The organism is Rhodococcus sp. NPDC003382, assembly GCF_053589135.1.
Genome location: NZ_JBSFRH010000054.1, coordinates 14,780 through 40,302, shown reverse-complemented (window position 1 = coordinate 40,302; position 25,523 = coordinate 14,780). Strand labels below are relative to the sequence as shown.

Annotated in this window: 2 protein-coding genes; both read right to left on the bottom strand. The window is 69.0% G+C overall.

All coding sequences use genetic code 11. The features are described 5' to 3' along the window. A partial coding sequence (locus ACWDUD_RS26350) for an amino acid adenylation domain-containing protein (RefSeq protein ID WP_450111238.1) occupies positions 1-7,784 on the bottom strand: 7,784 nt, incomplete at its 3' end. Further along, entirely contained in the window at positions 7,785-25,433 is a 17,649-nt protein-coding gene (locus ACWDUD_RS26345; RefSeq protein WP_450111237.1) for a non-ribosomal peptide synthase/polyketide synthase, read from the bottom strand. Positions 25,434-25,523: the final 90 nt, after the last annotated feature.

Genomic DNA, 25,523 nt, shown 5'->3' with positions numbered 1-25,523 from the left:
GCCAACTGCACACCCGACAGATACAACTCACCCGCAACACCCACCGGCACCGGACGCAACCGCTCGTCCAACACGAACGCCGACACATTCCACTCCGGCACACCGATCGGCACACCCACCACATCGGCACCCGACACCTCGTGCCAGGTCACCGACACCGCAGCCTCCGTCGGACCGTACAGATTGAACAGCCCCACACCCGGATTCGACGACCGGAACCGCTGCGCCACCACCCCCGGCAACGCCTCACCGATCGCCAGCACCCGACGCAACGACGACGCCAACACAGCACCATCGGCCGCCGTCAGCAGAGCCTCGAGCATCGACGGCACCACATGCAACGTCGACACCGACGCCGACCGCATCAACCCCAGCAGATAACCCGGATCCCGATGCCCCTCCGCCTCGGCCACCACCAACCGGCCACCCGAGACCAACGCCGACCAGAACTCCCACACCGACAAATCGAACGTCGCCGCCGTCTTGAGCAACACCGCATCGTCCGACCCCAACCCGAACGCCGCGACCTTCCACACCAACTGATTCGCCACCGCCCGATGCGGCACCGCCACACCCTTCGGACGACCCGTCGAACCCGACGTGAAGATCACATACGCCGTGTGCTCCGGGCGCAGCGGAACGATCCGCTCCTCGTCCGTGATCGGCGCGGTGGACAGATCCGTGGTCACCGCGTCGTCGACGAACAGCACCGGCCGCCCACCACCGCCGACGCCGAAGACATCGCCACCGAAATCGTCACGGTGCGTGGTCAGCACACACACCGGATCCGCGGTGCGGAGAATGTAGTCCGCCCGCTCCGCCGGCTGATCCGGATCCACCGGCACATAGGCACCACCGGCCTTCGCGACCGCGACCATGCCGATCACCAGCTCCACCGACCGGCGCATACCCAGTGCCACAGTGGATTCCGCGCGCACTCCGGCGGCGATCAGCTGCCGCGCCAGCAGGTTGGCACGGGCGTCGAACTCGCGGTAGGTCAGCGCGACACCGTCGGCCTGGACAGCGACGGCATCCGGGTTCGCGGCGACCTGCGCCTCGAACAACGACACCAACGTCGCCGACGCATCCACCTCGTGCGCAGTGTCGTTGAACGACTCCAGAATTCGCGACCGCTCCCCCGCACCGAGGATCTCCAGATCCCCGACCGGGCGCGACGGATCCGCCACGATCTCCTCGAGAACCCGCACGAACCGCTCGACGAACGAAACCACCGTCGATTCGTCGAACAACGCGGTCGCAAAGGTCACGAAACCACCGATCCCCGCAGGAACCCCGGCCTCGTCGTAGGTGTCCTGCACGATCCAGTGCAGGTCGAACTGCGAGGTCCGGTGCTCGAGGTCGAGCGGGGCGATGGCGAGGTCGTCGAGTTCGAGGCTGGCCTCGTTCAGGTTCTGGAACGAGAAGCCGACCTGGAACAGCGGATGCCGCGCCGTCGACCGCGCCGGATTCAGCACCTCCACCAGCCGCTCGAACGGCACATCCGCATGCGCGAACGCCTGCAGATCCGACTCCCGAACCGCCCCCAGCAACTCCTCGAACGAGCCACCCGAACGCACATCCGCCCGCAACACCAACGTATTGACGAACATGCCGATCAGATCGTCGAGCTCACGCTCACCACGCCCGGCGATCGGCGTGCCCACCGCGACATCCGACGTGCCCGACAACCGCGCCAGCAGCACCGACAACGCCGCGTGCACCACCATGAACAACGTCGCATTGTGCGCCCGCGCCAACTGCACCAACCGCCCGTGCAGCTCCGCCGGCACCGCGACGTCGACCCGCGCACCGGCCACCGACTGCACCGCCGGACGCGGACGATCGGCCGGCAACTCCAGCTGATCCGGCAACCCGGCCAGAGCGCCACGCCAGAACGCCAGCTGCTGCGAGATGAGCGAGGACGGATCGTCCTCCGAGCCCAGCACCGACCGCTGCCACAACGCGTAGTCCGCGTACTGCACCGCCGGCGGCTCCCAGGACGGGGCTCCGCCGCCGATCCGGGCGCTGTAGGCGAGCATCACGTCCCGCACGAACGGCGCCATCGACGCACCGTCGGCCGAGATGTGGTGCACCGCCATCGCCAGCACGAACTCGTCGCCGCCGAGATCGAACAAGCGGATGCGCAGGGGCACTTCACTCGTCACGTCGAACGGCCGCACCATGAAGTCCGTGACGGCGGCGAGCAGCTGCTCGGCCGTGGTCCGTTCGACGTCGACGTCCGGAACGGACTGCAGCACCGGCAGCACGACCTGGACGGGTCCGTCCGCGGTCTCCGGGTACACCGTGCGCAGCGACTCGTGCCGCGCCACCACGTCGGCGACCGCCGCGCGCAGCGCCTCGACGTTGAGGGCACCGCGGATCCGCAGAGCCATCGGCAGGTTGTAGGCGGTCGAGTCCGGGTCGAAGCGGTTGAGGAACCACATGCGGGACTGCGCCAGCGACAACGGAATCCGCTCCGGGCGCACCTGTGCCGTGAGCGCAGCCCGTCCACCCGCACCGACGTGCGACTCGAGCCGGGCGGCCAGGTCCACTACTGTCGAGGCTTCGAACAATGTACGGACCTGGACGCGGGTGTCGAGTGCCGCGCCCAGACGCGAGACCACCTGGGTCGCGATCAGCGAGTTGCCGCCGAGCGCGAAGAAGTCGTCGTCGAGACCGACCCGCTCGATGCCGAGCACCTCGCCGAACACCCCGGCGACGATCTCCTCCACCGGCGTGGTGGGGGCACGGAACTCGCGAGCTTCGAACTCCGGTTCCGGCAGCGCCTTGCGGTCGAGCTTGCCGGACGCGTTGAGCGGGAACGCGTCGAGCACGGTCACCACCGACGGAACCATGTACGACGGAAGCGCCGCGGCGGCGGCCGTGCGTGCGGCGCCGGCGTCGATCACCGCGCCCGGCACCGGGACGACATAGGCGACCAGGTGCTGGCCGGTCGACGATTCGTGCACGAGCACCACCGCCGACAACACGGACGGATCGGCGGACAGGACCGCTTCGATCTCGCCGAGCTCGATGCGCTGGCCGCGGAACTTCACCTGGAAGTCGGTGCGGCCGATGTAGACCAGTTCCGGTTCGCCACCGGCCGTGGGAGTCCAGCGGACGAGGTCACCGGTGCGGTACATGCGCTCGCCCGGCGCACCGTACGGGTCGGCGACGAAACGGTCGGCGGTCAGGTCGACCCGGCCGTGATACCCGCGCGCGAGCTGGACGCCCGACAGGTACAGCTCACCCGCGACCCCGAACGGCACGGGACGTAGACGCGAATCCAGCACCAGCGCACCGGAATTCCACACCGGACGACCGATCGTCACGGCGGCGTCGGGCCGCACCGCGGCCTCGGTTGCATGCACGGTGAACTCGGTCGGGCCGTACAGGTTGTGCAGCGCGGCCCCCGGAATCGCCGCGTGCACCTGGGCGGCGGCGGACGGCGGAAACGCTTCACCGGCGACGAGCACAGCACGCAGGGACGCGGCACCCCCGGACCCGAGCACCGAGACGAAGGGACCGAGCATCGACGGCACGAACGACACCATCGTGACCGACTGATCGTCGATCAACTGCGCGAGATAGACGGGGTCGCGGTGCCCGTCCGGCTCCGCGATCACCATGCGCGCACCGGCGATCAGTGTGCAGAACAGTTCCCACACCGAAACATCGAAGGTCACGGGGGTCTTGAGCAGCACCACGTCGGACGAGTCGATCCCGAAGCGATCCGTGAGCCACAGCACCTGGTTCACCACGGAGCGCTGCGCGACGGACACACCCTTCGGGCGGCCCGTCGAGCCGGAGGTGAACAGCACGTACGCGGTGTTGTCCGGACGCAGCACCGATCGCCGGTCGGCGTCGGTGACGGGTGCGTCGGAGACGGTCGGATCGTCGTCGCCGGCGACGAGCACGGTCCGGTCGCCGAACCGCTCGGCGTCGGCGGCGTCGGCCACCAGCACGCACAGCGGCGCGGCGGTGTCGAGGATGTAGTCGATCCGGTCGGCGGGCTGATCCGGGTCGACGGGCACGTAGGCGCCGCCCGCGGTGAGCACCGCGTACATCGCCACCACGAGATCGGCGGACCTGCGCATGGCCAGCGCGACCCGCACCTCGGGCCCGACGCCCTGCGCGACCAGCCGTCGCGCGAGCCGGTTCACCCGGGAGGCGAACTCGCCGTAGGTCAGGCTCTGCCCGCCGGACACCACGGCGACCGCACCGGGGTTGTCCGCGGCGCGCGCCTCGAACAGCGCCGGTAAGGTCGTTGACGCGTCGATGGCGTGCCGCATCGCGTCGACACCTGCCACGAGCGCGTCGCGCTCGGCCGCGTCGAGCAGTTCGATGTCACCGACCACGGCAGCGGGATCCGCCGCGACCGCTTCCAGCACCCGCACGAAGCGGGCGGCGATCGACTCGACGGTCGCGGTGTCGAACAGGTCCGTCGCGTACGACATCTCGACGAGCAGACCGTTGTCGGCGCCGTCGGGATGGTCCGCAACCGTGACCTGCAGGTCGAACTTCGCCAGGTCGTAGTCGAATTCGACGCCGCTGACGGTCAGACCCGGCAGTTCGAGCCGGGTGTTGTCCATGTTCTGGAACGCGAGCGCCACCTGGAACAGGGGATGCCGGGACTGCGACCGGACCGGATTGAGGACCTCGACAAGCCGCTCGAACGGAACCTCCGCGTGGGCGAAGGCCCGCAGGTCCGATGCCCGGACCCGGGACAGCAGTTCGGTGAACTGCTCGGCGGGATCGACCGCCGAGCGCAGGACGAGCGGATTGACGAACATGCCGATCAGGTCGTCGAGCGCGACGTCCCCACGGCCCGCGACGGGAGAACCGATTGCGATGTCGCGCGAGCCGGACAGCCGCGACAGCAGTACGGCCAGCGCACTGTGCACGACCATGAACAGCGTGGCATTGTTGTCCCGCGCGACCGCGTTCAGCCGGTTCCGGAGCTTCGCGTCCACGGAGAACCGCAGCAGGTCACCGTGGCTGGTCGCCACCGCCGGACGCGGCCGGTCGGTGGGCAGCGGAAGCTCGTCGGGCAGATCTGCGAGTTCCCGCTTCCAGAAGTCGATCTGGCGTGCCGCGACCGACTCCGGATCGTCCTCCGAACCGAGCATCTCCCGCTGCCAGATGCTGTAGTCGGCGTACTGCACCGTCAACGGCTGCCAGTCGGGGGACTCCCCCGCCGACCGCGCGGCGTAGGCGGTCATGACGTCCCGGGTGAGGGGACCCATCGAGAAGCCGTCCCCGGCGATGTGGTGCACGGAGAACGCCAGCACGTGCTCGGTCGCGCTGATCTCGAACAGCCCCGCCCAGAACGGCACCCGCTGGGTGACGTCGAACGGTGCCGCCATCTTCTCCGCGATCCGCTCGGCGACCTCGCTCTCCGACACGGCCACCGGGCTCAGGTCCGGGATGACCTCGCGGGTCGGCACGACCTTCTGGTAGCCGACGCCGTCGACCTCCGGGTACACCGTCCGCAGCACCTCGTGCCGCGCGAGCACGTCGGCCACCGCGATCTGCAGGGCGTGCCGGTCGAGAAGCCCGGACAGCCGCAGCGCGAACGGAATGTTGTTGACCGCGGAGTCGGGTTCGAGCTGGTTGAGGAACCACATGCGCTGCTGCGCCAGCGACAGCGGCACCCGGTCGGGACGCGGCATCGGACGCAACGGCAGCCGCGGCCCGGTTCCGCGGTCGGCGGCCTCGTCGACGAGTCGCGCCAGATCGGCCACGGTGTGCGCGTCGAAGAACTCCCCGACCTCGACGTGCACCGAGAACCGCGAGTTGATCCGGGCGACGGCTCGCGTCGCGATGAGCGAGTTGCCGCCGAGCTCGAAGAAGTCGTCGTCGGCGCCGACCCGCTCCGCACCGAGGAGGTCCGCGAAGATCTGCGCGACCGCCTGTTCGGCGGGCGTCGACGGTTCGCGGTACTCCCGCGCGGACGTGAAGTCCGGGGCGGGCAGCGCCTTGCGGTCGAGCTTTCCGCTGGCGTTGAGCGGGAATTCGTCGAGCTGGACGAACAGGTTCGGAACCATGTAGTCCGGGAGCCGCTCGCGGGCGGTCGCGGTCAGCTCGGCCGTGTCGAGGGTGACTCCCCCCGTCGCGACGACGTACGCGACGAGGTGGTCGCCGGTGACCGGATCGGAGTGCACGACCACCACGGCCTGGGACACGTCGTCCCGTCCGAGGATCGCCGCTTCGATCTCGCCGAGTTCGACGCGGAGTCCGCGCAGCTTGACCTGGAAGTCGACGCGTCCGATGTAGTCGAGCTGTCCGTCGGGGCGGCGCCGGACGAGGTCGCCCGTCCGGTACATGCGTTCGCCGTTGCGGCCGGTGGGGTCGGCGACGAAACGATCCGAGGTCAGATCCGGCCGGGCGACGTAGCCGCGCGCGAGCTGGACACCCGACAGGTACAGCTCGCCGGGGACGCCCGGCGGGACCGGCCGGAGCGCGTCGTCGAGCACGTGCAGTCCGGTTTCGTCGACGGCGGCGCCGATCGGGATCGTCCTGTCGCCGCGTGCGGTCGCGTAGTAGGTGACGTCGACGGCGGCTTCGGTGGGACCGTAGAGATTGTGCAGCTCTGCCGAGCTGATCTCGTGGAAGCGGGCGACGGTCTGCGCAGGCAGCGCCTCGCCGGACGCGAAAACGTAACGGAGAGAATCGGTTCGGGAAGCGAGCGGCTCCGCGACGAAGACCGAGAGCATCGACGGCACGAAGTGCAGTGCCGTCACACCGCGGTCGGCGATCGTGCGGGCGAGGTACTCGGGGTCGCGATGACCGTCGGGCACCGCGATCACCAGGCGCGCTCCGACCTGCAACGGCCAGAAGAACTCCCACACCGAGACGTCGAACGTGAACGGAGTCTTCTGCAGGATGACGTCGGCCTCGGTGAAGCCGTACTCGCGCTGACGCCAGCGCAGATTCGCCACGATGGCCCGATGCGCGACGGCCACACCCTTGGGCAGGCCCGTCGAGCCCGACGTGAAGATGATGTAGGCGGTGTTGTCGGGGCGCAGCGGACCGGTGCGGTCGGCGTCCGCGAGCGGAGCCTCGTCGAAACCGGTCAGGTCGAGCCGATCCACCTCGTGGAGCGCAACGTGTGCGGGCACCTCGATTCCGTCGCGCGAGGTCGTCAGGACCGCGACGGGACGTGCTGCGGCGAGGACGTGCGCGATGCGGTCGGCCGGGTGGTCCGGGTCGAGCGGCACGTAGGCACCGCCGGCCTTGACGATGCCGTACATGGCGACGAGCAGATCCAGCGATCGGCGGATCGCGAGGCCCACCGTCGTCTCCGGACCCACGCCGATCGAGACGAGGTAGCGGGCCATTCGGTTGGCGGCGGCGTCGAACTGCGCGTAGGTGAGGGTCTCCCCCTCGAACTCGAGGGCGATCGCATCCGGCGTGCGGGCGACCTGCTCCTCGAACAGCGCCGGCAGGGTGTCGGCCGCCCGGGCGACGACGGGCACGTCGACGACCTCACCGGTGTCGCAGATGAGGGTCTCGACGACACCGGCGAGGCCACCGTCCGCTTCGGATTCGAGCAGGGCGGGAACGAGGTTCGACAGCACCACCGGAACGAGGGCGTCCGGACCGAGCGCTCCGCCCATCGCGGTGTCGAGAACGGTCAGTTCGTCGTGGAGCGTTCCGTAGGTGACGGCGGTGTCACCGTGCGAGAGCGCGACCCGCTCGGGCGCTACCGCCGCCACCTCTGAAATCAGCCGCGGGAGGTCCTCGATGGTGAGAGATTCCTGACCGGGCTTCCGAACCGACATCTACCTTTTCCTCTGTGTCGCCAAGCTCTGCGCTTGGGTGATGAGTGACTCGATCAGTGCGGCGTATCCGTCGACGCCCAGGGCCGGGAGGATTCCCGGAACCAGACCGGACAGGGCCACCGAGACCTGCGCCTCCGGCTTGAGCGTCGCCCCCATCGCCTTGGCGACCGACACCAGCTTGTCGTTCAACGCACCGAAGGTGACGGTGGCGTCGCCGTGGGTCAGGGCGATCTCGTCGGGCCGGGCTGCCGCGGCGGCCGCCACCAGCTCGGGCAGGTCCGCGGCAGTGAGCTTCCGCTGCGGCGTCAGGCTCGCGCGTTCCTCGTCGTCGAGGATGTCGATCTCGCGGATCACGACGCCGGGGTTGTCGGTGACCGCGTCGACGACCCGCAGGTACCGCTTCGCGAAGCGGGCGACGGACTCCTCGTCGAACAGGTCGGTGGCGTACGTGAACAGCAGCCGGATGCCTCCACGGCGACCGTGCTCGTCGAACATCTCGCCGCCGCTGAGCTGCAGATCGAACTTCGCCTGGTCGAAGTTGCCCTCGACCATCGAGACCTCGAGTCCCGGCAGCTGCAGCGACCGCGGCGCCATGTTCTGGAACGCGAACAGCACCTGGACGACCGGCGAGTACGCGGCGGTCCGGCGGCGGCCGAGCGCGTCGACGACCCGCTCGAACGGCACGTCGGCGTTGCCGAACGCCCCGAGGTCGCGGTCGCGGACCTGGGCGAGCAGATCGACGAACCCGGCGCTCGACTCGACCTCCGTGCGCAGGGCCAGAGTGTTGACGAACATGCCGATCAGATCGTCGAGCGCCGCCTCACCGCGACCGGCGGTCGGCGTTCCGATGACGATGTCGCCGGTCCCGGTCAGCTTGGACAGCAACACCGCGAAGGCGGCGTGCATCACCATGAAGACCGTCGAGTTGTGCTCGCGCGCAACCTTGTCCAGCAGTTCGGCCTGGTTCGCATCCAGCGCGAACTCGTACTCCGCGCCGCGCATGGAGGCGCGTGCGGGCCGCGGCCGGTCCGTCGGCAACTCGAGCAGTTCGGGGGCGCCGGCGAGCGTGGACGACCAGTAGTCGAGCTGCCGCGCCACCGCGGACTCGGGGTCGTTCTCGTCACCGAGGATCTCCCGCTGCCACAGCGCGTAGTCGGCGTACTGGACCGGCAACGGCGACCAGGTCGGCATCTCGCCGTCGAGACGGGATGCGTAGGCCGTCATCACGTCCCGGGTGAGCGGGCCCATCGAGAACCCGTCCGCGCTGATGTGGTGGACGACCATGACCAGCACGTGATCGGTGGGGCTGACCGAGAACAACCGGCCTCGGACCGGCGCACTCGTCGTGACGTCGAACCCGGTACCGATCATCTCGGCGATCCTGGTCGGCAGCAACGCCTCCGACACCTCCACCGGCGCCAGGTGCGGCGCGGCGTCGGCGACCGGCAGGATTTCCTGCACCGGTCCGTCGTCGGTGTCCGGGTAACGGGTCCGCAGCACCTCGTGCCGGTCGAAGACGTCCCGCACCGCAGCACCGAGCGCCGGCACGTCGAGCAGGCCCGACAGCCGCAGCACGACCGGGATGTTGTAGGCGGCGGACGCCGGATTCATCCGGTTGAGCACCCACATCCGCTGCTGCGCGAGCGACAGCGGCACCCGTTCCGGATGCGGCCGTGCGACCAGCGCCGGTCGCGCTCCCGATCCCACGCCGGCTTCCGCACGAGCCGCCAGCGCCGACACCGTCGACGCCTCGAACAGCGCCCGGACCGGAACCGTCGTATCCAGCGCCGCACCGATCCGTGCCGTCACCTGCGTCGCGAGCAGCGAGTTGCCACCCAGCATGAAGAAGTCGTCGTCGGCACCGACCCGCTCGGTCCCGAGCACCTCCGCGAAGATCCCGGCCACGATCTGCTCGATCGGGGTGGCAGGGGCACGGAACTCCTTGGCCTCGAACACCGGTTCCGGCAGCGCCTTACGGTCGAGCTTGCCGTTGATGTTCAGCGGCAGCGCGTCGAGCACGAGGAAGACCGCCGGCACCATGTAGCCCGGCAGGCCGCGGACGGCCTCGGCACGGATGTCGTCGACGACGAGATCCGCCCCGGTGACCGGAACCAGGTAGGCGACCAGCTGATCGCCGAGCCGATCGTCGTGGTGGACGAGCACGACGGCCTGCGCCACGGACGGATGCGCCGCGAGCACCGCCTCGATCTCGCCGAGCTCGATCCGGAATCCGCGGACCTTCACCTGGAAGTCGGTGCGCCCGACGTACCGGAGGGTGCCCTCGTCGGTCCAGGCGACGAGGTCGCCGGTGCGGTACAGCCGGCTTCCGGCCGGGCCGAACGGGTCTGCGACGAACCGTTCCGCCGTCAGATCCGGGCGCCCGAAGTAGCCCCGGGCCAGCTGCGTACCGGCGAGATACAGCTCGCCGAGGACACCGGACGGGACCGGCCGCAGCCGCTCGTCGAGCACGTACAGCCGGGTGTTCCACTCCGGTCCGCCGATCGAGACGGTCGCGGTGTCGTGCTCGGTCACCTCGTGACTGGTGACCGACACCGCGGCCTCGGTGGGCCCGTACAGGTTGAACAGCGCCGTGTTCGGGTTCCCGGACCGCACGGTCTGCGCGAGGTGCGCAGGCAGTGCCTCACCGATGGCGAGGACGCGCCGCAACGACGAGGGCAGTGCCCCACCGGATTCCGTCGTCAATGCTTCGATCATCGACGGCACCGCGTGCAGCGTGGTCACGCCGCGGCTGCGCATCAGTTCGTTGAGATAGGCCGGATCACGGTGACCGCCTGCCTCGGCGACCACCAGGCGCGCACCGGACACCGGCGCCGACCAGAACTCCCACACCGACAGGTCGAACGTGGCCGCGGTCTTCAGTAGCACCGCGTCCCCGGAGCCGAGATCGAATTCCGCCTTCTTCCAGAGCATCTGGTTGACGACAGCACGATGCGAGACGGCGACGCCCTTGGGCCGGCCGGTCGAACCGGACGTGAAGATCACGTACGCGGTGTTGTCCGGATGCAACGGTGCGAGACGTTCGGCGTCGGTGACCGGAGCTTCCGCGCCGGACGCGCCGACGTGGTCGTCGACGAGGACCACCGCACGGTTGCCGTCCACCGCGAATCCGTCGCGCGCGCTCGTGAGCACACACACCGGGTCGGCGGTGTCGAGGATGTACTCGGTGCGCTCCGCGGGCTGATCGGGATCGATCGGCACGTAGGCGCCGCCTGCCGCGGACACCGCGTACATGCCCACCACGAGGTCGATCGAACGACGCATCCCCAACGCCACCAACGATTCCGGGCCGACCCCGGCGCCGATCAGGCGGCGGGCGAGCCGTGCGACCCGGGCACCGAACTCGCGGTAGGTCAGCGTCGTCGTCTCGTCCTCGATCGCCGGGGCGTCCGGCGTCGCGGCGACCTGGGCGTCGAACAGCGACACCAGTGTCGCGTCCGGAACGGTGCGCGCCGTGTCGTTCCACTCGGTGAGCATCCGGCCACGCTCGTCCGGCGCGAGGATCTCGATGTCGCCGACGGGCGCTGCCGGATCGGTGACGATCGATTCGAGAACCCGCACGAACCTGCCGGCGAACGACGCGACGGTGTCCTCGTCGAACAGATCGGTCGCGTAGCTGAACACCGCGTCGATCCCGGCCGGTGCTCCCGCGTCGTCGTACCGGTCGGTGAGGAACAACTGCAGGTCGAACTGCGCGACGCCGGTGTCGAGTTCGAGACCGGACACCGTCAGGGCCGGCAGCTCGAGCGAGGTGCGGGACAGGTTCTGGAAGGAGAACCCGACCTGGAACAGCGGGTGGCGGGCCGTCGAGCGCTGCGGGTTCAGCACCTCGACCAGCCGCTCGAACGGCACATCCGCATGCGCGAATGCGTTCAGGTCCGTCTCGCGGACCGCTTCGAGCAGCTCGCCGAACGACAGTTCCGGACGCACACCGGTCCGCAGGACGAGGGTGTTGACGAACATGCCGACGAGGTCGTCGAGCGCCCGCTCACCGCGACCGGCGATGGGGGTACCGACGGCGATGTCGTGGGTACCGGACAGGCGCGCGAGCAGGACCGCGAACGCGGCGTGGGCCACCATGAACAGCGTGGTGTTGCCGCTGCGCGCGACCGCACCGAGCCGCTGATGCAGCTCCGCGTCGATCTCGAACGTGACCCGTCCACCCCGGAACGACTGGGTCGCCGGGCGCGGCCGGTCGGTCGGGAGCTCGAGCTGATCGGGCACGTCCGCCAGGGCCTCGCGCCAGTAACCGATCTGCTTCGAGATCAGCGACGCCTCGTCGTCCTCCGCACCGAGCAGCCGCCGCTGCCAGATTGCGTAGTCGGCGTACTGCACCGCGAGCGGATTCCAGTCCGGCGCACGACCGTCCAGACGGGCGGCGTAGGCGGTCATCAGATCCCGCGCGAACGGCCCCATCGAGGAACCGTCGGCCGCGATGTGGTGCAGGACCAGCGCGAGGACGTGCCGCTCCGCGGAGAGGCTGTACAGGCGGATCTGCAGCGGCACCGCCGTGGTCACGTCGAACGCGGTCGCCGCCAGCTCGGCCAGCAGGCCCGGCAGCTCCGACTCCGTGGTCACCACGGGTTCGAGATCCGGGACCGCCTCGGCCGCAGGCAGAACGACCTGCACCGGGGCACCCGCGTTCTCCGGGTACACGGTGCGCAGCACCTCGTGCCGGGCCACCACGTCGGCCACCGCGGCACGCATCGCCGCCACGTCCAGGCGGCCCGTCAGGCTCAGCGCCATCGGGATGTTGTAGGCGGTGGACTCGTTGTCGAACCGGTTGAGGAACCACATGCGTTGCTGCGCGAGCGACAGCGGCACCCGCGCCGGGCGCGGCTGCGCGTGCAACTCGAGCCGCCCGGATCCCGCGTGCGATTCGATCCGCGACGCCAGCGATTCGACGGTCGACGCCTCGAACAGTTCCCGGACCGGGATCCGGGCGTCGAGCGCGGCTCCGAGCCGGGAGACGACCTGGGTCGCCACGAGCGAGTTGCCGCCGAGTTCGAAGAAGTCGTCGTCGAGGCCGACGCGCTCGACGCCGAGAACCTCGGCGAACACGCCGGCGACGATCTCCTCGATCGGGGTCTGCGGCGCACGGAACCCGCGCACCTCGAACACCGGTTCCGGCAGCGCCTTCCGGTCGAGCTTGCCGTTCGCGGTGAGCGGCAGTGCGTCGAGCACGACCACCACGTCCGGAATCATGTACGCGGTCAGGAACTCACCGACCGCGTCGCGCACCGCGACCGGGTCGACGGTCTCGCCCACCCGCGGCACCACGTAGCCGATCAACCGATCGCCGGTGCGTTCGGAGCGGCGGACGACCGCCACGGCCTGGGCGACCCCGGAACAACGGGTCAACGCGGACTCGATCTCCCCGAGCTCGATCCGGAAGCCGCGCAGCTGCACCTGGAAATCGGAGCGGCCCGCGTACTCGAGGAGGCCGTCGGCGTTCCACCGGGCGAGGTCGCCGGTGCGGTACATCAGGCCCGCCGCGCCTTCCGGCGCATACGGGTCGGCCACGAAGCGGCCCGCGGTCAGCGCCGGCTGCCCCAGGTAACCCCGCGACAGCTGCTCACCGGCCACGTACATCTGGCCCTGGACCCCGACAGGGACCGGACGCAGCCGCTCGTCGAGCACGTACACCCGCAGGCCCGGCAGCGCCCGGCCGATCACGCTCGCCGCCGACGACCGCGCCATCTCCGCGGTCAGCGCCAGGAACGACACGTGCACCGTGGTCTCGGTGATGCCGTACATGTTGACCAGCCGGGGCGCGTCGTCGCGGTGCCGTTCGAACCAACCGGTGAGCTTGCCGAGGTCGAGCGCCTCACCACCGAAGATCACGTGCCGCAGGGACAGGGCGCCGGCGGCTGTGCCTTCGAGGGCGCTCGCGCCCGTACCCTCCTCCATCGCGGCCCGGTCGGCCTCCACGAACTGGTAGAACGCCGATGGTGTCTGGTTGAGCACCGTGACACCGTTGCGCACCACGAGTTCCCGGAACTGTTCGGGCGAGCGCGACGTGAAGTAGTCGACGACGACCAGCGTGCCGCCGTACAGCAGCGGACCCCACAGTTCCCACACGGAGAAGTCGAACGCGTACGAGTGGAACATCGTCCACACGTCGGTTTCGTCGAATCCGAACAGGGGCTGCGCATTCGCGAGCAGTTCGACGACGTTGCGGTGCACGACGGCGACGCCCTTCGGCCGGCCCGTCGAACCCGAGGTGTAGATGACGTACGCCGGGTGCGACGAGCGGAGCGGCACGAGCCGGTCCGCGTCGGTCACGGGCCGGGTGTCGAACTCCGCCGGGTCGAGGGTGTCCAGCAGCAGGACCTCGACGCCGTCCACCGCCGGGATCGACTGCCGATCCACGGTGGTGGTCAGCACGACGACGGGCGCACCGTCCTCGAGCATGTACGCGATGCGGTCCTGCGGATAGGTCACATCGACCGGCAGGTACGCGGCACCGGAGGTGAGGACCGCGAGCAGCGCCACGATCAGCGACTCGTCACGCGGCAGCGCGACCGCCACGAGCGATCCCGGTCCGACCCCCGACTCGATCAGGCGGCGGGCCAGGCCGTTGACCCGGGCCGAGAGCTCCGCGTAGGTCAGCGATGTCCCGCCGGCCACCACGGCGGCGTTGTCCGGCCACGACTCGGCCGCGGCAGCGAACAACGACGGCAGCGTCGCCGCCGGATCGACCTGCGTGCCGGGCGTGGACCACGCCTCGAGGACCTCGGTGCGTTCGGTCGCGGAGAGCAGTTCGACGTCGCCGACCGCGGTCGACGGATCGGCGAGCAGACCGGTCAGGAGCCGCTCGAAACGCTCCGCGTACGACGCGACGGTCGCTTCGTCGAACAGGTCCGTCGCGTAGGTCCACTCGACGGTGTATCCGCCTTCGGGGGCCGACGTGAAGGTGACCTGAAGGTCGAATTTCGCGACGTGAGCGTCGAATTCGACCGTGCGCGCGGTGAGCCCGTCGAGCTCGAGTACCGCCTGCGCCATGTTCTGGAACGTCAGCACGACCTGGAACAGCGGGTGCCGGTTCTGCGCCCGCTCGGGGTCGAGCACCTCCACGAGCCGCTCGAACGGCACATCGGCCTGCGCGAACGCGCCGAGGTCGATGTCCTTGGTCCGGGCCAGCAAGCCCGCGAACGACTCACCGAGGTCGATGCCGGTCCGCAGCACCAGGGTGTTGACGAACATGCCCACGACGTCGTCGAGGGCCTCCTCGCCGCGACCTGCCACCGGCGTACCGATCGCGATGTCGCCGGAACCGGACAGCCGGGACAGCAGCACCGACAGAGCGCTGTGCACGACCATGAACGGCGTCGCCCGATGAGCCTGGGCGACCCGGTCGACGAGCCTGCCGGTCTCCGGTGCGATCCGCGAGACATAGTTGTTGCCGCGGTACGACGACACCGCCGGACGCGGCCGGTCGGCCGGAAGATTCAACTCCTCCGGCAGACCCGCCAGGGTCGACTTCCAGTAGTCCAGCTGAGCGGACGCGACGGACTGCGGATCGGCTTCGTCGCCCAGAATCTCGCGCTGCCACAGCGTGTAGTCGGCGTACTGCACGGCGAGCGGCGACCAGGTCGGCACCTCCGCGTGCGTGCGCGCCGCATAGGCGATCATCACGTCACGGGTCAGCGGTGCCATCGAGAAGCCGTCCGCCGCAATGTGATGCACGACGAACACGAGCACGCTCTCGGTGGCGGACACCTTCAGCAGGCGCGCACGCACCGGCGGTGCGAGCGTCACGTCGAACCCGGCGCCGGCGAACTCGGTGACGACCGTGAGCACGTCGCTCTCGGCGACATCGTCGACCCCGAGGTCGATCCGCGCCGCATCCGGCGGGAGCACCTGCTGGTAACCCACCCCGTCGATCTCGGGGTAGACGGTCCGCAGGGTCTCGTGCCGGGCGACGACGTCGTTCACCGCGCGGGTCAACGCCTCGACGTCGAGGGCTCCGGTGAGCCGGATCGCGACCGGGATGTTGTTCACACCGGATTCGGTGTCGAAGCGGTTGAGGAACCACATCCGGGATTGCGCCGCGGACAACGGAATACGCTCCGGCCGTTCGGAAACCGCGGTGAGCGCCTTCCGAGCGCCCACTCCCGCGGACCGCTCGACACGGGTCGCCAGCGCCGCGACGGTCGACGCCTCGAACAGGACGCGCACCGGCACCGCCGTGTCGAGGGCGGCGCCCAGCCGGGCCGCGACCTGGGTCGCGATCAGCGAATTACCACCCAACGCAAAGAAATCGTCATCCGCACCGACCCGCTCCACCCCGAGCACATCGGCGAACACCCCCGCCACGATCTCCTCCACCGGAGTCGACGGCACCCGGAACTCCCGCGCCTCGAACACCGGCGCCGGCAACAACTTCCGATCCAACTTCCCCGACGCGTTCAACGGGAACTCGTCGAGCACCACCAACGCATCCGGAACCATGTACCCCGGCAACACCGAACCCAACTCGGCCCGCACCGCACCCGAGTCGACCACCGCACCCGACTCCGGCACCACATAACCCACCAGCTGCTGACCCAGATCACCGTCGTGCACCACCACCACGGCCTGCGCCACCGCAGCCACATCCAGCAACGCCGACTCGATCTCCCCCAGCTCGATACGCAACCCGCGCACCTTCACCTGGAAATCGGTCCGCCCGATGTACTCCAACTCCCCCGACACCGACCACCGCACCAGATCACCCGTGCGATACATCCGCGCCCCGGAGGCTCCATAGGGGTTGGCCACGAACCGATCCGCCGTCAGATCCGCACGCGCCACATACCCCCGCGCCAACTGATCCCCGGCCAGATACAACTCACCGGCCACCCCCACCGGCACCGGCGCCAACCGCCCGTCCAACACGAACACCTGCGTGTTCCACACCGGCACACCGATCGGCACCGACACCCGATCCGCATCCGACACCTCGTGGAAGGTCACATCCACCGCAGCCTCGGTCGGACCGTACAGATTGTGCACCCGCACCGACGGCAACAACTCACGCAACCGCAACGCCACCGAACCCGGCAACGCCTCACCCGAGGCGAACACCAACCGCAACGACCGCGCCTCGACCACCGACGGCTCCGCCACGAACACCGACAACATCGACGGCACGAAATGCACCACCGACACCCCGTACTCGACGATCGCCCGCACCAGATACGCCGGATCCCGATGACCGTCCGGCCGCGCCACCACCAACCGCGCACCAACCTGCAACGGCCAGAACAACTCCCACACCGACACATCGAACGTGAACGGCGTCTTCTGCAACACCACATCCGAGCCGGACAGACCGTACTGCGCCTGCATCCACAGCAACCGATTCACGATCGCCGCATGCGAAACCGCCACACCCTTCGGACGCCCCGTCGACCCCGACGTGAAAATCACATAGGCCGCCCCCTGCGGCCGCACCACACCCCACCGATCCGCATCGGACAACGGCGCATCGGAAAAACCCGACACATCCAACTCGTCCACCCACACCACGGACCGATCCCCCGGCACCGCAAAACCATCCCGCGAGGTGGACAACACCACCACCGGATCCGCCGTCTCCAGGATGTAACCCACCCGCTCCACCGGCTGATCCGGATCCACCGGCACATACGCACCACCGGCCTCGATCACCGCATACACAGCGACCAACATCTCCACCGACCGGCGCATCCCCACAGCCACCAACGACTCCGGACCCACACCCTCGGCCACCAGGAAACGCGCCAACCGCCGCACCCGCGACGCGAACTCCCCATACGACAGCGCCACACCGTCGAACACCACCGCCACCGCACCCGGCGTCCGCACCACCTGCGCCTCGAACAGATCGACCAGCGTCGCAGCCGAATCCACCTCATGCGCCGTGTCGTTCCACGACTCCAACACCAACGCCCGCTCCTGAGCACCCAACAACGGGAGGTCACCGACCAGCGTGGACGGCTCCGAGACCACGGCCTCGAGCAGCCGCACGAAACGCTCGGCGAAGGAACGGACCGTCGATTCGTCGAAAAGATCGGTCGCATAGGTCAGTTCGGCGGCCATGCCGGCCGGCGAACCCTGCTCGTCGATCGATTCGGTGAGCGTGACCTGCAGATCGAACTTCGACACCTGCGCGTCGAAGTCGAGACCGCTCACGGACAGGCCGGGCAGCTCGAACGACGTCTGGGCGAGATTCTGGAACGCCAGCATCACCTGGAACAGCGGGTGCCGGGCCTGCGAACGGGCCGGGTTGAGCACCTCGACCAGACGCTCGAACGGCACGTCCGCGTGCCCGAACGCCCCGAGGTCCACCTCGCGCACCCGGCCGAGCAGGTCGCTGAACGACTCGGCCGGATCGACCGGGGTGCGCAGGACCAGCGTGTTGACGAACATGCCGACCAGATCGTCGAGACCGGCTTCACCACGGCCCGCGACCGGGGTGCCGATCGCGACGTCGTTCGATCCCGACAGGCGCGACAGCAGCACCGCCAGCGCGCTGTGCACGACCATGAACAGGGTGGTCGCGTGTTCCCGCGCGAACGTGTTGAGGGCCGAATGCAGTTCCGGTTCCACGGTGAAGCGGATGCTCGCGCCCGCGAAGGACGCGGTGGACGGACGCGGGCGATCGCTGGGCAGGTCGAGCTGATCCGGCAGGCCGGCCAGCGTGGCCGACCAGTAGTCCAGCTGACGTGAGATCAGCGAATCCGGGTCGTGCTCGTCACCGAGGACCTCGCGCTGCCAGAGCGCGAAGTCGGCGTACTGCACCGGAAGCGGCGCCCAGGCCGGGGCGTCCCACGACGACCGCGCGGCATAGGCCACCATGACGTCCCGGGCGAGCGGCCCCATCGACCAGCCGTCCGCGGAGATGTGGTGGACGACCATGCCGAGGACGTAGTCGCGTTCACCGATCTCGAACAGCCGGGCGTGCATCGGAACTTCGGAGGTCACGTCGAAGCCGACGGAAGCGAGTTTGAACAGCTTGTCCTGGAGTTCCTCCGGGGTGACCTGCTCGGGTGTCAGGTCGGGAACGGTCTGCACCGCCTCCTGCACGACCTGCCGCGGGCCGTCCGGCGAGTCCGGGAAGATCGTCCGCAGCGACTCGTGCCGCTCGGTCACGTCGATGACCGCGACCTGCAGCGCGATGATGTCGAGTTCACCGCTGAGCCGGATCACGACCGGAATGTTGTTGACCGCCGAGCCCGTGTCGAAACGGTTGAGGAACCACATGCGCTGCTGCGCGAGCGACAGAGGGATCCGGTCCGGGCGCTCCATCGGTGCCAGTGCGGCGCGACCGCCGGCACCGGCATGCTGCTCGACCCGGGCAGCGAGCGCTTCGACGGTCGAGGCCTCGAACAGCGCCCGGACCGGGACCGTGGTGTGCAGCGCGGCACCGAGCCGCGAGACGACCTGGGTCGCGATGAGGGAGTTGCCGCCCAGCTCGAAGAAGTCGTCGTCGACGCCGACCCGCGTCACGCCGAGCACGTCGGCGAACGTGTTGGCGACGATCTCCTCGACGGGGGTCGACGGGGAGCGGAACACCTTGGTCTCGAAAACCGGCGCGGGCAACGCCTTCCGGTCGAGCTTGCCCTGCGGGGTCAGCGGGACCTCGTCGAGGACGACGATCGCCGCGGGCACCATGTGCGAGGGCAGGCGATCGGCGACGAACGCCGTCAGCGCGTCCACGCGCACCGAACGCCCCGGCACGGCCGTCACGTACGAGACGAGCTGGGCCGTGCCGGACACACCGGTGTGGCCGACCGTCACCGCGAAGTCGACGTCCTCGTGCGCTGCGAGGGTCGCGTCGATCTCACCGAGTTCGATGCGGAAACCGCGGATCTTCACCTGGAAGTCGCTGCGGCCGACGTACTCGATACGCGGCGTCGGCGCCCCGGGCACCCAGCGCACCAGGTCACCCGTGCGATACATGCGCCGGCCGTCTCCGGCGAACGGATCCACGAGGAACCGTTCGGCCGTCAGGCCCGCGCGGGCGTGGTATCCGCGGGCCACACCCGCACCCGAGATGTAGAGCTCACCGACGACGCCCTCCGGCACCGGGCCGAGCCTCGAGTCGAGCACGTAGGTCGTCACGCCGCGGATCGGGCCGCCGATGACGATCGGCTCGCCCGCGACCAGCGCGTCGGAGATGTTGGACGCGACGGTCGCCTCGGTCGGCCCGTACGCGTTGAACATCGACCGGCCCGGCACCCACCGGGCGACGAGTTCCGGCGAGCACGCTTCGCCGCCGACCACGACGACGCGCAGGTCCGGCAGACCGGTGGGATCCACCGATCCCAGGGCCGCAGGGGTGACGAACGCGTGCGTGACCCGGCCGCGGACCAGCACGTCCGCCAGGTCGCTGCCACCGAAGACGGAGGTCGGGACGATCACCATCGCCGCCGAACCGGCGGTCGCGAGCAGCAACTCCAGAATCGACGCGTCGAAGCTGGGCGAGGCGAAATGCAGTGTGCGCGAGGACGGCCCGATGCCGTACCGGTCCCGCTGTTCGGCCTCGAATCCGGCGAGGCCGGAGTGGGTGACCGCGACACCCTTCGGGGTGCCCGTGGAACCGGAGGTGTAGATCAGGTACGCGAGGTTGTCCAGGCGCAGCGGGCGGATCCTGTCCGCGTCGGTGATCGGAGCCGGCGAGGCGACCGCGCGGTCGCCGAGGAATTCGGCGTCGTCGACCGCGAGCCAGGTGACGCCACCCGGCAGGACCGACCGGTACTGCTCCGTCGTCAGGCCCAGCTCGGCACCCGAATCGACGATCATGTGCTCGATACGGTCGGCGGGGTAGTTCGGGTCCACCGGAACGAAGGCGGCACCGGACTTGGCGACCGCCCACCACGAGATCACCGAATCGATCGACCGCGGCACCGCGATCGCCACCACGGACTCGGGGCCGATTCCGCGGGCGATCAGCATGCGCGCGAATTGCGAAGAGACCGCGTCGAGTTCGCGATAGGTCAGCGTCCGGTCTCCCGAGACGAGGGCCGTGCCGTCCGGGTTCCGGGAAGCGGCGTCGGTCAGCAACCGGGCCAGGGTGGCCGGTTCGGCACCGCCGGCACCGGTCGTGGAGACGAGCGCGCGCCGCTCACCCACATCGAGGATCTCGAGATCGCCGACGGACCGCTTCGGATCGGCGACGATGGCCCCGAGCAGGCGCTGGAACCGCTCGGCGAAGCCACGCACCGTCGAGACGTCGAACAGATCTGTGGCATAGACGAATTCGGCCCCGAGACCGACGGTCGCGCCGGTGCTGTCGGTGCGTTCGGACAGGGTCAGCTGCAGATCGAACTTTGCGACGTCGACGTCGACCTCGCTCGCCTCGATCGTCAGACCGGGCAGTTCGAGACTGGTGTTCCCCATGTTCTGGTAGGCCAGCACGACCTGGACCAGCGGGTGCCGGGACTGCGAACGTGCCGGCTTGAGGACCTCGACGAGCCGCTCGAACGGCACATCCGCGTTGGCGAAGGCCCCCAGGTCGATCTCCCGCACCTGCTGCAGCAGCTCCGTGAACGACGTCTTCGGGACGATCCGGGTCCGCAGCACCAGGGTGTTGACGAACATGCCGATCAGGTCGTCGAGGGCTTCCTCGCCACGACCGGCGATCGGGGTCCCCACGGCGATGTCCTCCGTGGCGGAGAGCCGGGCGAGCAGGACCGCCAGCGCCGAGTGCATGACCATGAACAGCGAAACATTCTGTTCGCGAGCAAGTTCCTCGAGTGCGCGGTAGGTGCGTGCGTCGATGTCGAACCCGACGCGGCGACCCACGAAGGACTGCACCGCCGGCCGTCGCCGGTCCGAGGGCAGGTCGAGCTGTTCGGGGATCCCGGCGAGCTGGTTCGACCAGTATTCGATCTGCATCGCGGCGAGCGAGGTCGGGTCGGCCTCGTCACCGAGGACGTCGCGCTGCCACAGGGTGTAGTCGGCGTACTGCACGGACAGCGGCGCCCAGGTCGCTTCGGTCGATTCGGTGCGTGCGACATAGGCCGCCGCCATGTCGCGCGCGAGCGGACCGAAGGACACGCCGTCGGCCGCGATGTGGTGGATGACCATGGCGAGCGCGACTTCGTTCGCACCCATGCGGAACAGTCGGCAGCGAACCGGAATCTCTTGGGAGACATCGAATCCCGCCGATGCGAACTCGGCGAGGACTCCGGGAAGCTCGTCGGGACCGGCGAACTCCTCCTCGAGACCGAGGTCGACGTCCCCGATCGGCAGGATCAGCTGGTACGCCCCGGCACCCGATTCGGGGAAGACGGTGCGCAGCGACTCGTGCCGCTCCACGACGTCGTACAGCGCCGCCCGGAGCGCCTCGACGTCCACGTTGCCCTCCATGCGCAGCACGAACGGCAGGTTGTAGGTGGCGGCGGACGGGTCGAACTGGTTGAGGAACCACATCCGCTGCTGAGCCAGCGAGAGCGGAATCTCGTCCGGACGGGGGTAGCGAACGAGCGCCGGCCGTCGGCGATCTCCGGCGCGCGACTCCGAAATAGCCTGCGCCAGTTCGGAAACCGTCGGAGACTCGAACACCGTGCGCACGCCGAGCTGGACGTCGAGTGCCGCGGCGATCCGCGCGACGACCTGGGTCGCGATCAGCGAATTACCACCCAACGCGAAGAAATCGTCATCCGCACCGACCCGCTCCACCCCGAGCACATCGGCGAACACCCCCGCCACGATCTCCTCCACCGGAGTCGACGGCACCCGGAACTCCCGCGCCTCGAACACCGGCGCCGGCAACAACTTCCGATCCAACTTCCCCGACGCGTTCAACGGGAACTCGTCGAGCACCACCAACGCATCCGGAACCATGTACCCCGGCAACACCGAACCCAACTCGGCCCGCACCGCACCCGAGTCGACCACCGCACCCGACTCCGGCACCACATAACCCACCAGCTGCTGACCCAGATCACCGTCGTGCACCACCACCACGGCCTGCGCCACCGCAGCCACATCCAGCAACGCCGACTCGATCTCCCCCAGCTCGATACGCAACCCGCGCACCTTCACCTGGAAATCGGTCCGCCCGATGTACTCCAACTCCCCCGACACCGACCACCGCACCAGATCACCCGTGCGATACATCCGCGCCCCGGAGGCTCCATAGGGGTTGGCCACGAACCGATCCGCCGTCAGATCCGCACGCGCCACATACCCCCGCGCCAACTGATCCCCGGCCAGATACAACTCACCGGCCACCCCCACCGGCACCGGCGCCAACCGCCCGTCCAACACGAACACCTGCGTGTTCCACACCGGCACACCGATCGGCACCGACACCCGATCCGCATCCGACACCTCGTGGAAGGTCACATCCACCGCAGCCTCGGTCGGACCGTACAGATTGTGCACCCGCACCGACGGCAACAACTCACGCAACCGCAACGCCACCGAACCCGGCAACGCCTCACCCGAGGCGAACACCAACCGCAACGACCGCGCCTCGACCACCGACGGCTCCGCCACGAACACCGACAACATCGACGGCACGAAATGCACCACCGACACCCCGTACTCGACGATCGCCCGCACCAGATACGCCGGATCCCGATGACCGTCCGGCCGCGCCACCACCAACCGCGCACCAACCTGCAACGGCCAGAACAACTCCCACACCGACACATCGAACGTGAACGGCGTCTTCTGCAACACCACATCCGAGCCGGACAGACCGTACTGCGCCTGCATCCACAGCAACCGATTCACGATCGCCGCATGCGAAACCGCCACACCCTTCGGACGCCCCGTCGACCCCGACGTGAAAATCACATAGGCCGCCCCCTGCGGCCGCACCACACCCCACCGATCCGCATCGGACAACGGCGCATCGGAAAAACCCGACACATCCAACTCGTCCACCCACACCACGGACCGATCCCCCGGCACCGCAAAACCATCCCGCGAGGTGGACAACACCACCACCGGATCCGCCGTCTCCAGGATGTAACCCACCCGCTCCACCGGCTGATCCGGATCCACCGGCACATACGCACCACCGGCCTCGATCACCGCATACACAGCGACCAACATCTCCACCGACCGGCGCATCCCCACAGCCACCAACGACTCCGGACCCACACCCTCGGCCACCAGGAAACGCGCCAACCGCCGCACCCGCGACGCGAACTCCCCATACGACAGCGCCACACCGTCGAACACCACCGCCACCGCACCCGGCGTCCGCACCACCTGCGCCTCGAACAGATCGACCAGCGTCGCAGCCGAATCCACCTCATGCGCCGTGTCGTTCCACGACTCCAACACCAACGCCCGCTCCTGAGCACCCAACAACGGGACGGAGCGGACCGGCAGGGACGGGTCGGCATCGACGAACGCCGTGAAGAAGTCCAGGAAGCGCGCGTGGTGCGCAGAGTTCTCTTCCGCCGTGTAGCGGTCGGGGTTGGCCTCGAAGTCGATGTTGAGGCGCGTGCCGTTGACGTTCTCGTAGAAGTTGATGCCGAGATCCTCGACCGTGCCGGTCGACAGGATCGTGAGCTCGCCCAGGATGGGGCCGAAGGGGATGCCGCCGTGGAACAGCATCACGTTCACGAGGGGCCCGAACAGGCCCCCGTTCGGATCCGCCGAGTCGCGGCGGATGTCCTCGTGGCGGAACAGCTGGTGCCGCAGAGCCCCGGCGACCGCGACCTGCACCTCGGAGATCAGCTCGGCGACGGTCGTGTCGTGCCCGACCCGCACGGTCAGCGGCACGATGTTGGACAGCATGCCGCCCGATCGCCGGGTCAGCGCGGTGGTCCGGCCCGTCACGGGCAGGCTCAGGACGACCTCTTCCCGTCCGGTCATCTGGGACAGGAAGGCCGCGACCGACGCGATGAGGAACGTGGACCGCATGGTGACGTTGCGCTCGACGGCGGCGTCGAACCGTGTGGCCAAGCTCTCGGACAACGTGGCCGAGGAGAGCTCCTTGCGGGCCGCCGGCGGAGCGATCCGGTGGCTCAGGCCGACGGCGCTGTCGAGTCCGGCGATGCGTTCGCGCCAGTACTCGCGGTCCCGTTCGAAGCGAGGACTGTTGCGGTAGGCCAGCTCGGCCTCGCGCAGGTCCGGGAGGTCCCCGACCTCGAGGGGTTCCGGCTCACGACCCTCGACCGCGGCCGAGTAGAGCTCCGCGACGCGCGTCATGAAGTTCATGGCGCCGAAGCCGTCGAGCACGACGTGGTGCACCCGGGCATACCAGTAGTAGCGGGAGTCCTCGAGCCGGAGCGCGGCGGCGACGATCAGCCGGTCGTCGACGATGTCGATGGGCCGGCTGTACTCGGCGCGCATCCACTCTTCGGCCGCCTTCTCCGGATCGGGAGCATCCCGCAGGTCGACGAGCTCGAGGGGGGTGTCGAGGGACGGGTCGACGATCTGGTGGGGCACCCCGTCGATCTCGAGGAGCCGAACGAATCCGGACTGGAGGTCGCCTGCGGCGATCCGGCTGACCCTTTCGAGCACCTCGGTGTCGAGGTCCCCGCGGAGGTCGACGTACTGCGCGTTGTTGATCGCGACGGACGGGTTACGGTGCTGCGCGTACCACAATCCGAGCTGCGCCGGGGAAAGCGGGAATGCGTCCCCCTGCAACGCCTGATCAGCGCTGTCGATTCCGTCGATTTCTCGCGGGTCCAACCGTTACCTCGTTTCCGGAACATCTTCGAGTTCCCCACACCACAAACGCCCTGTTCCTCGCCCGAGAGGGCACAGGAACCGACCGCTACT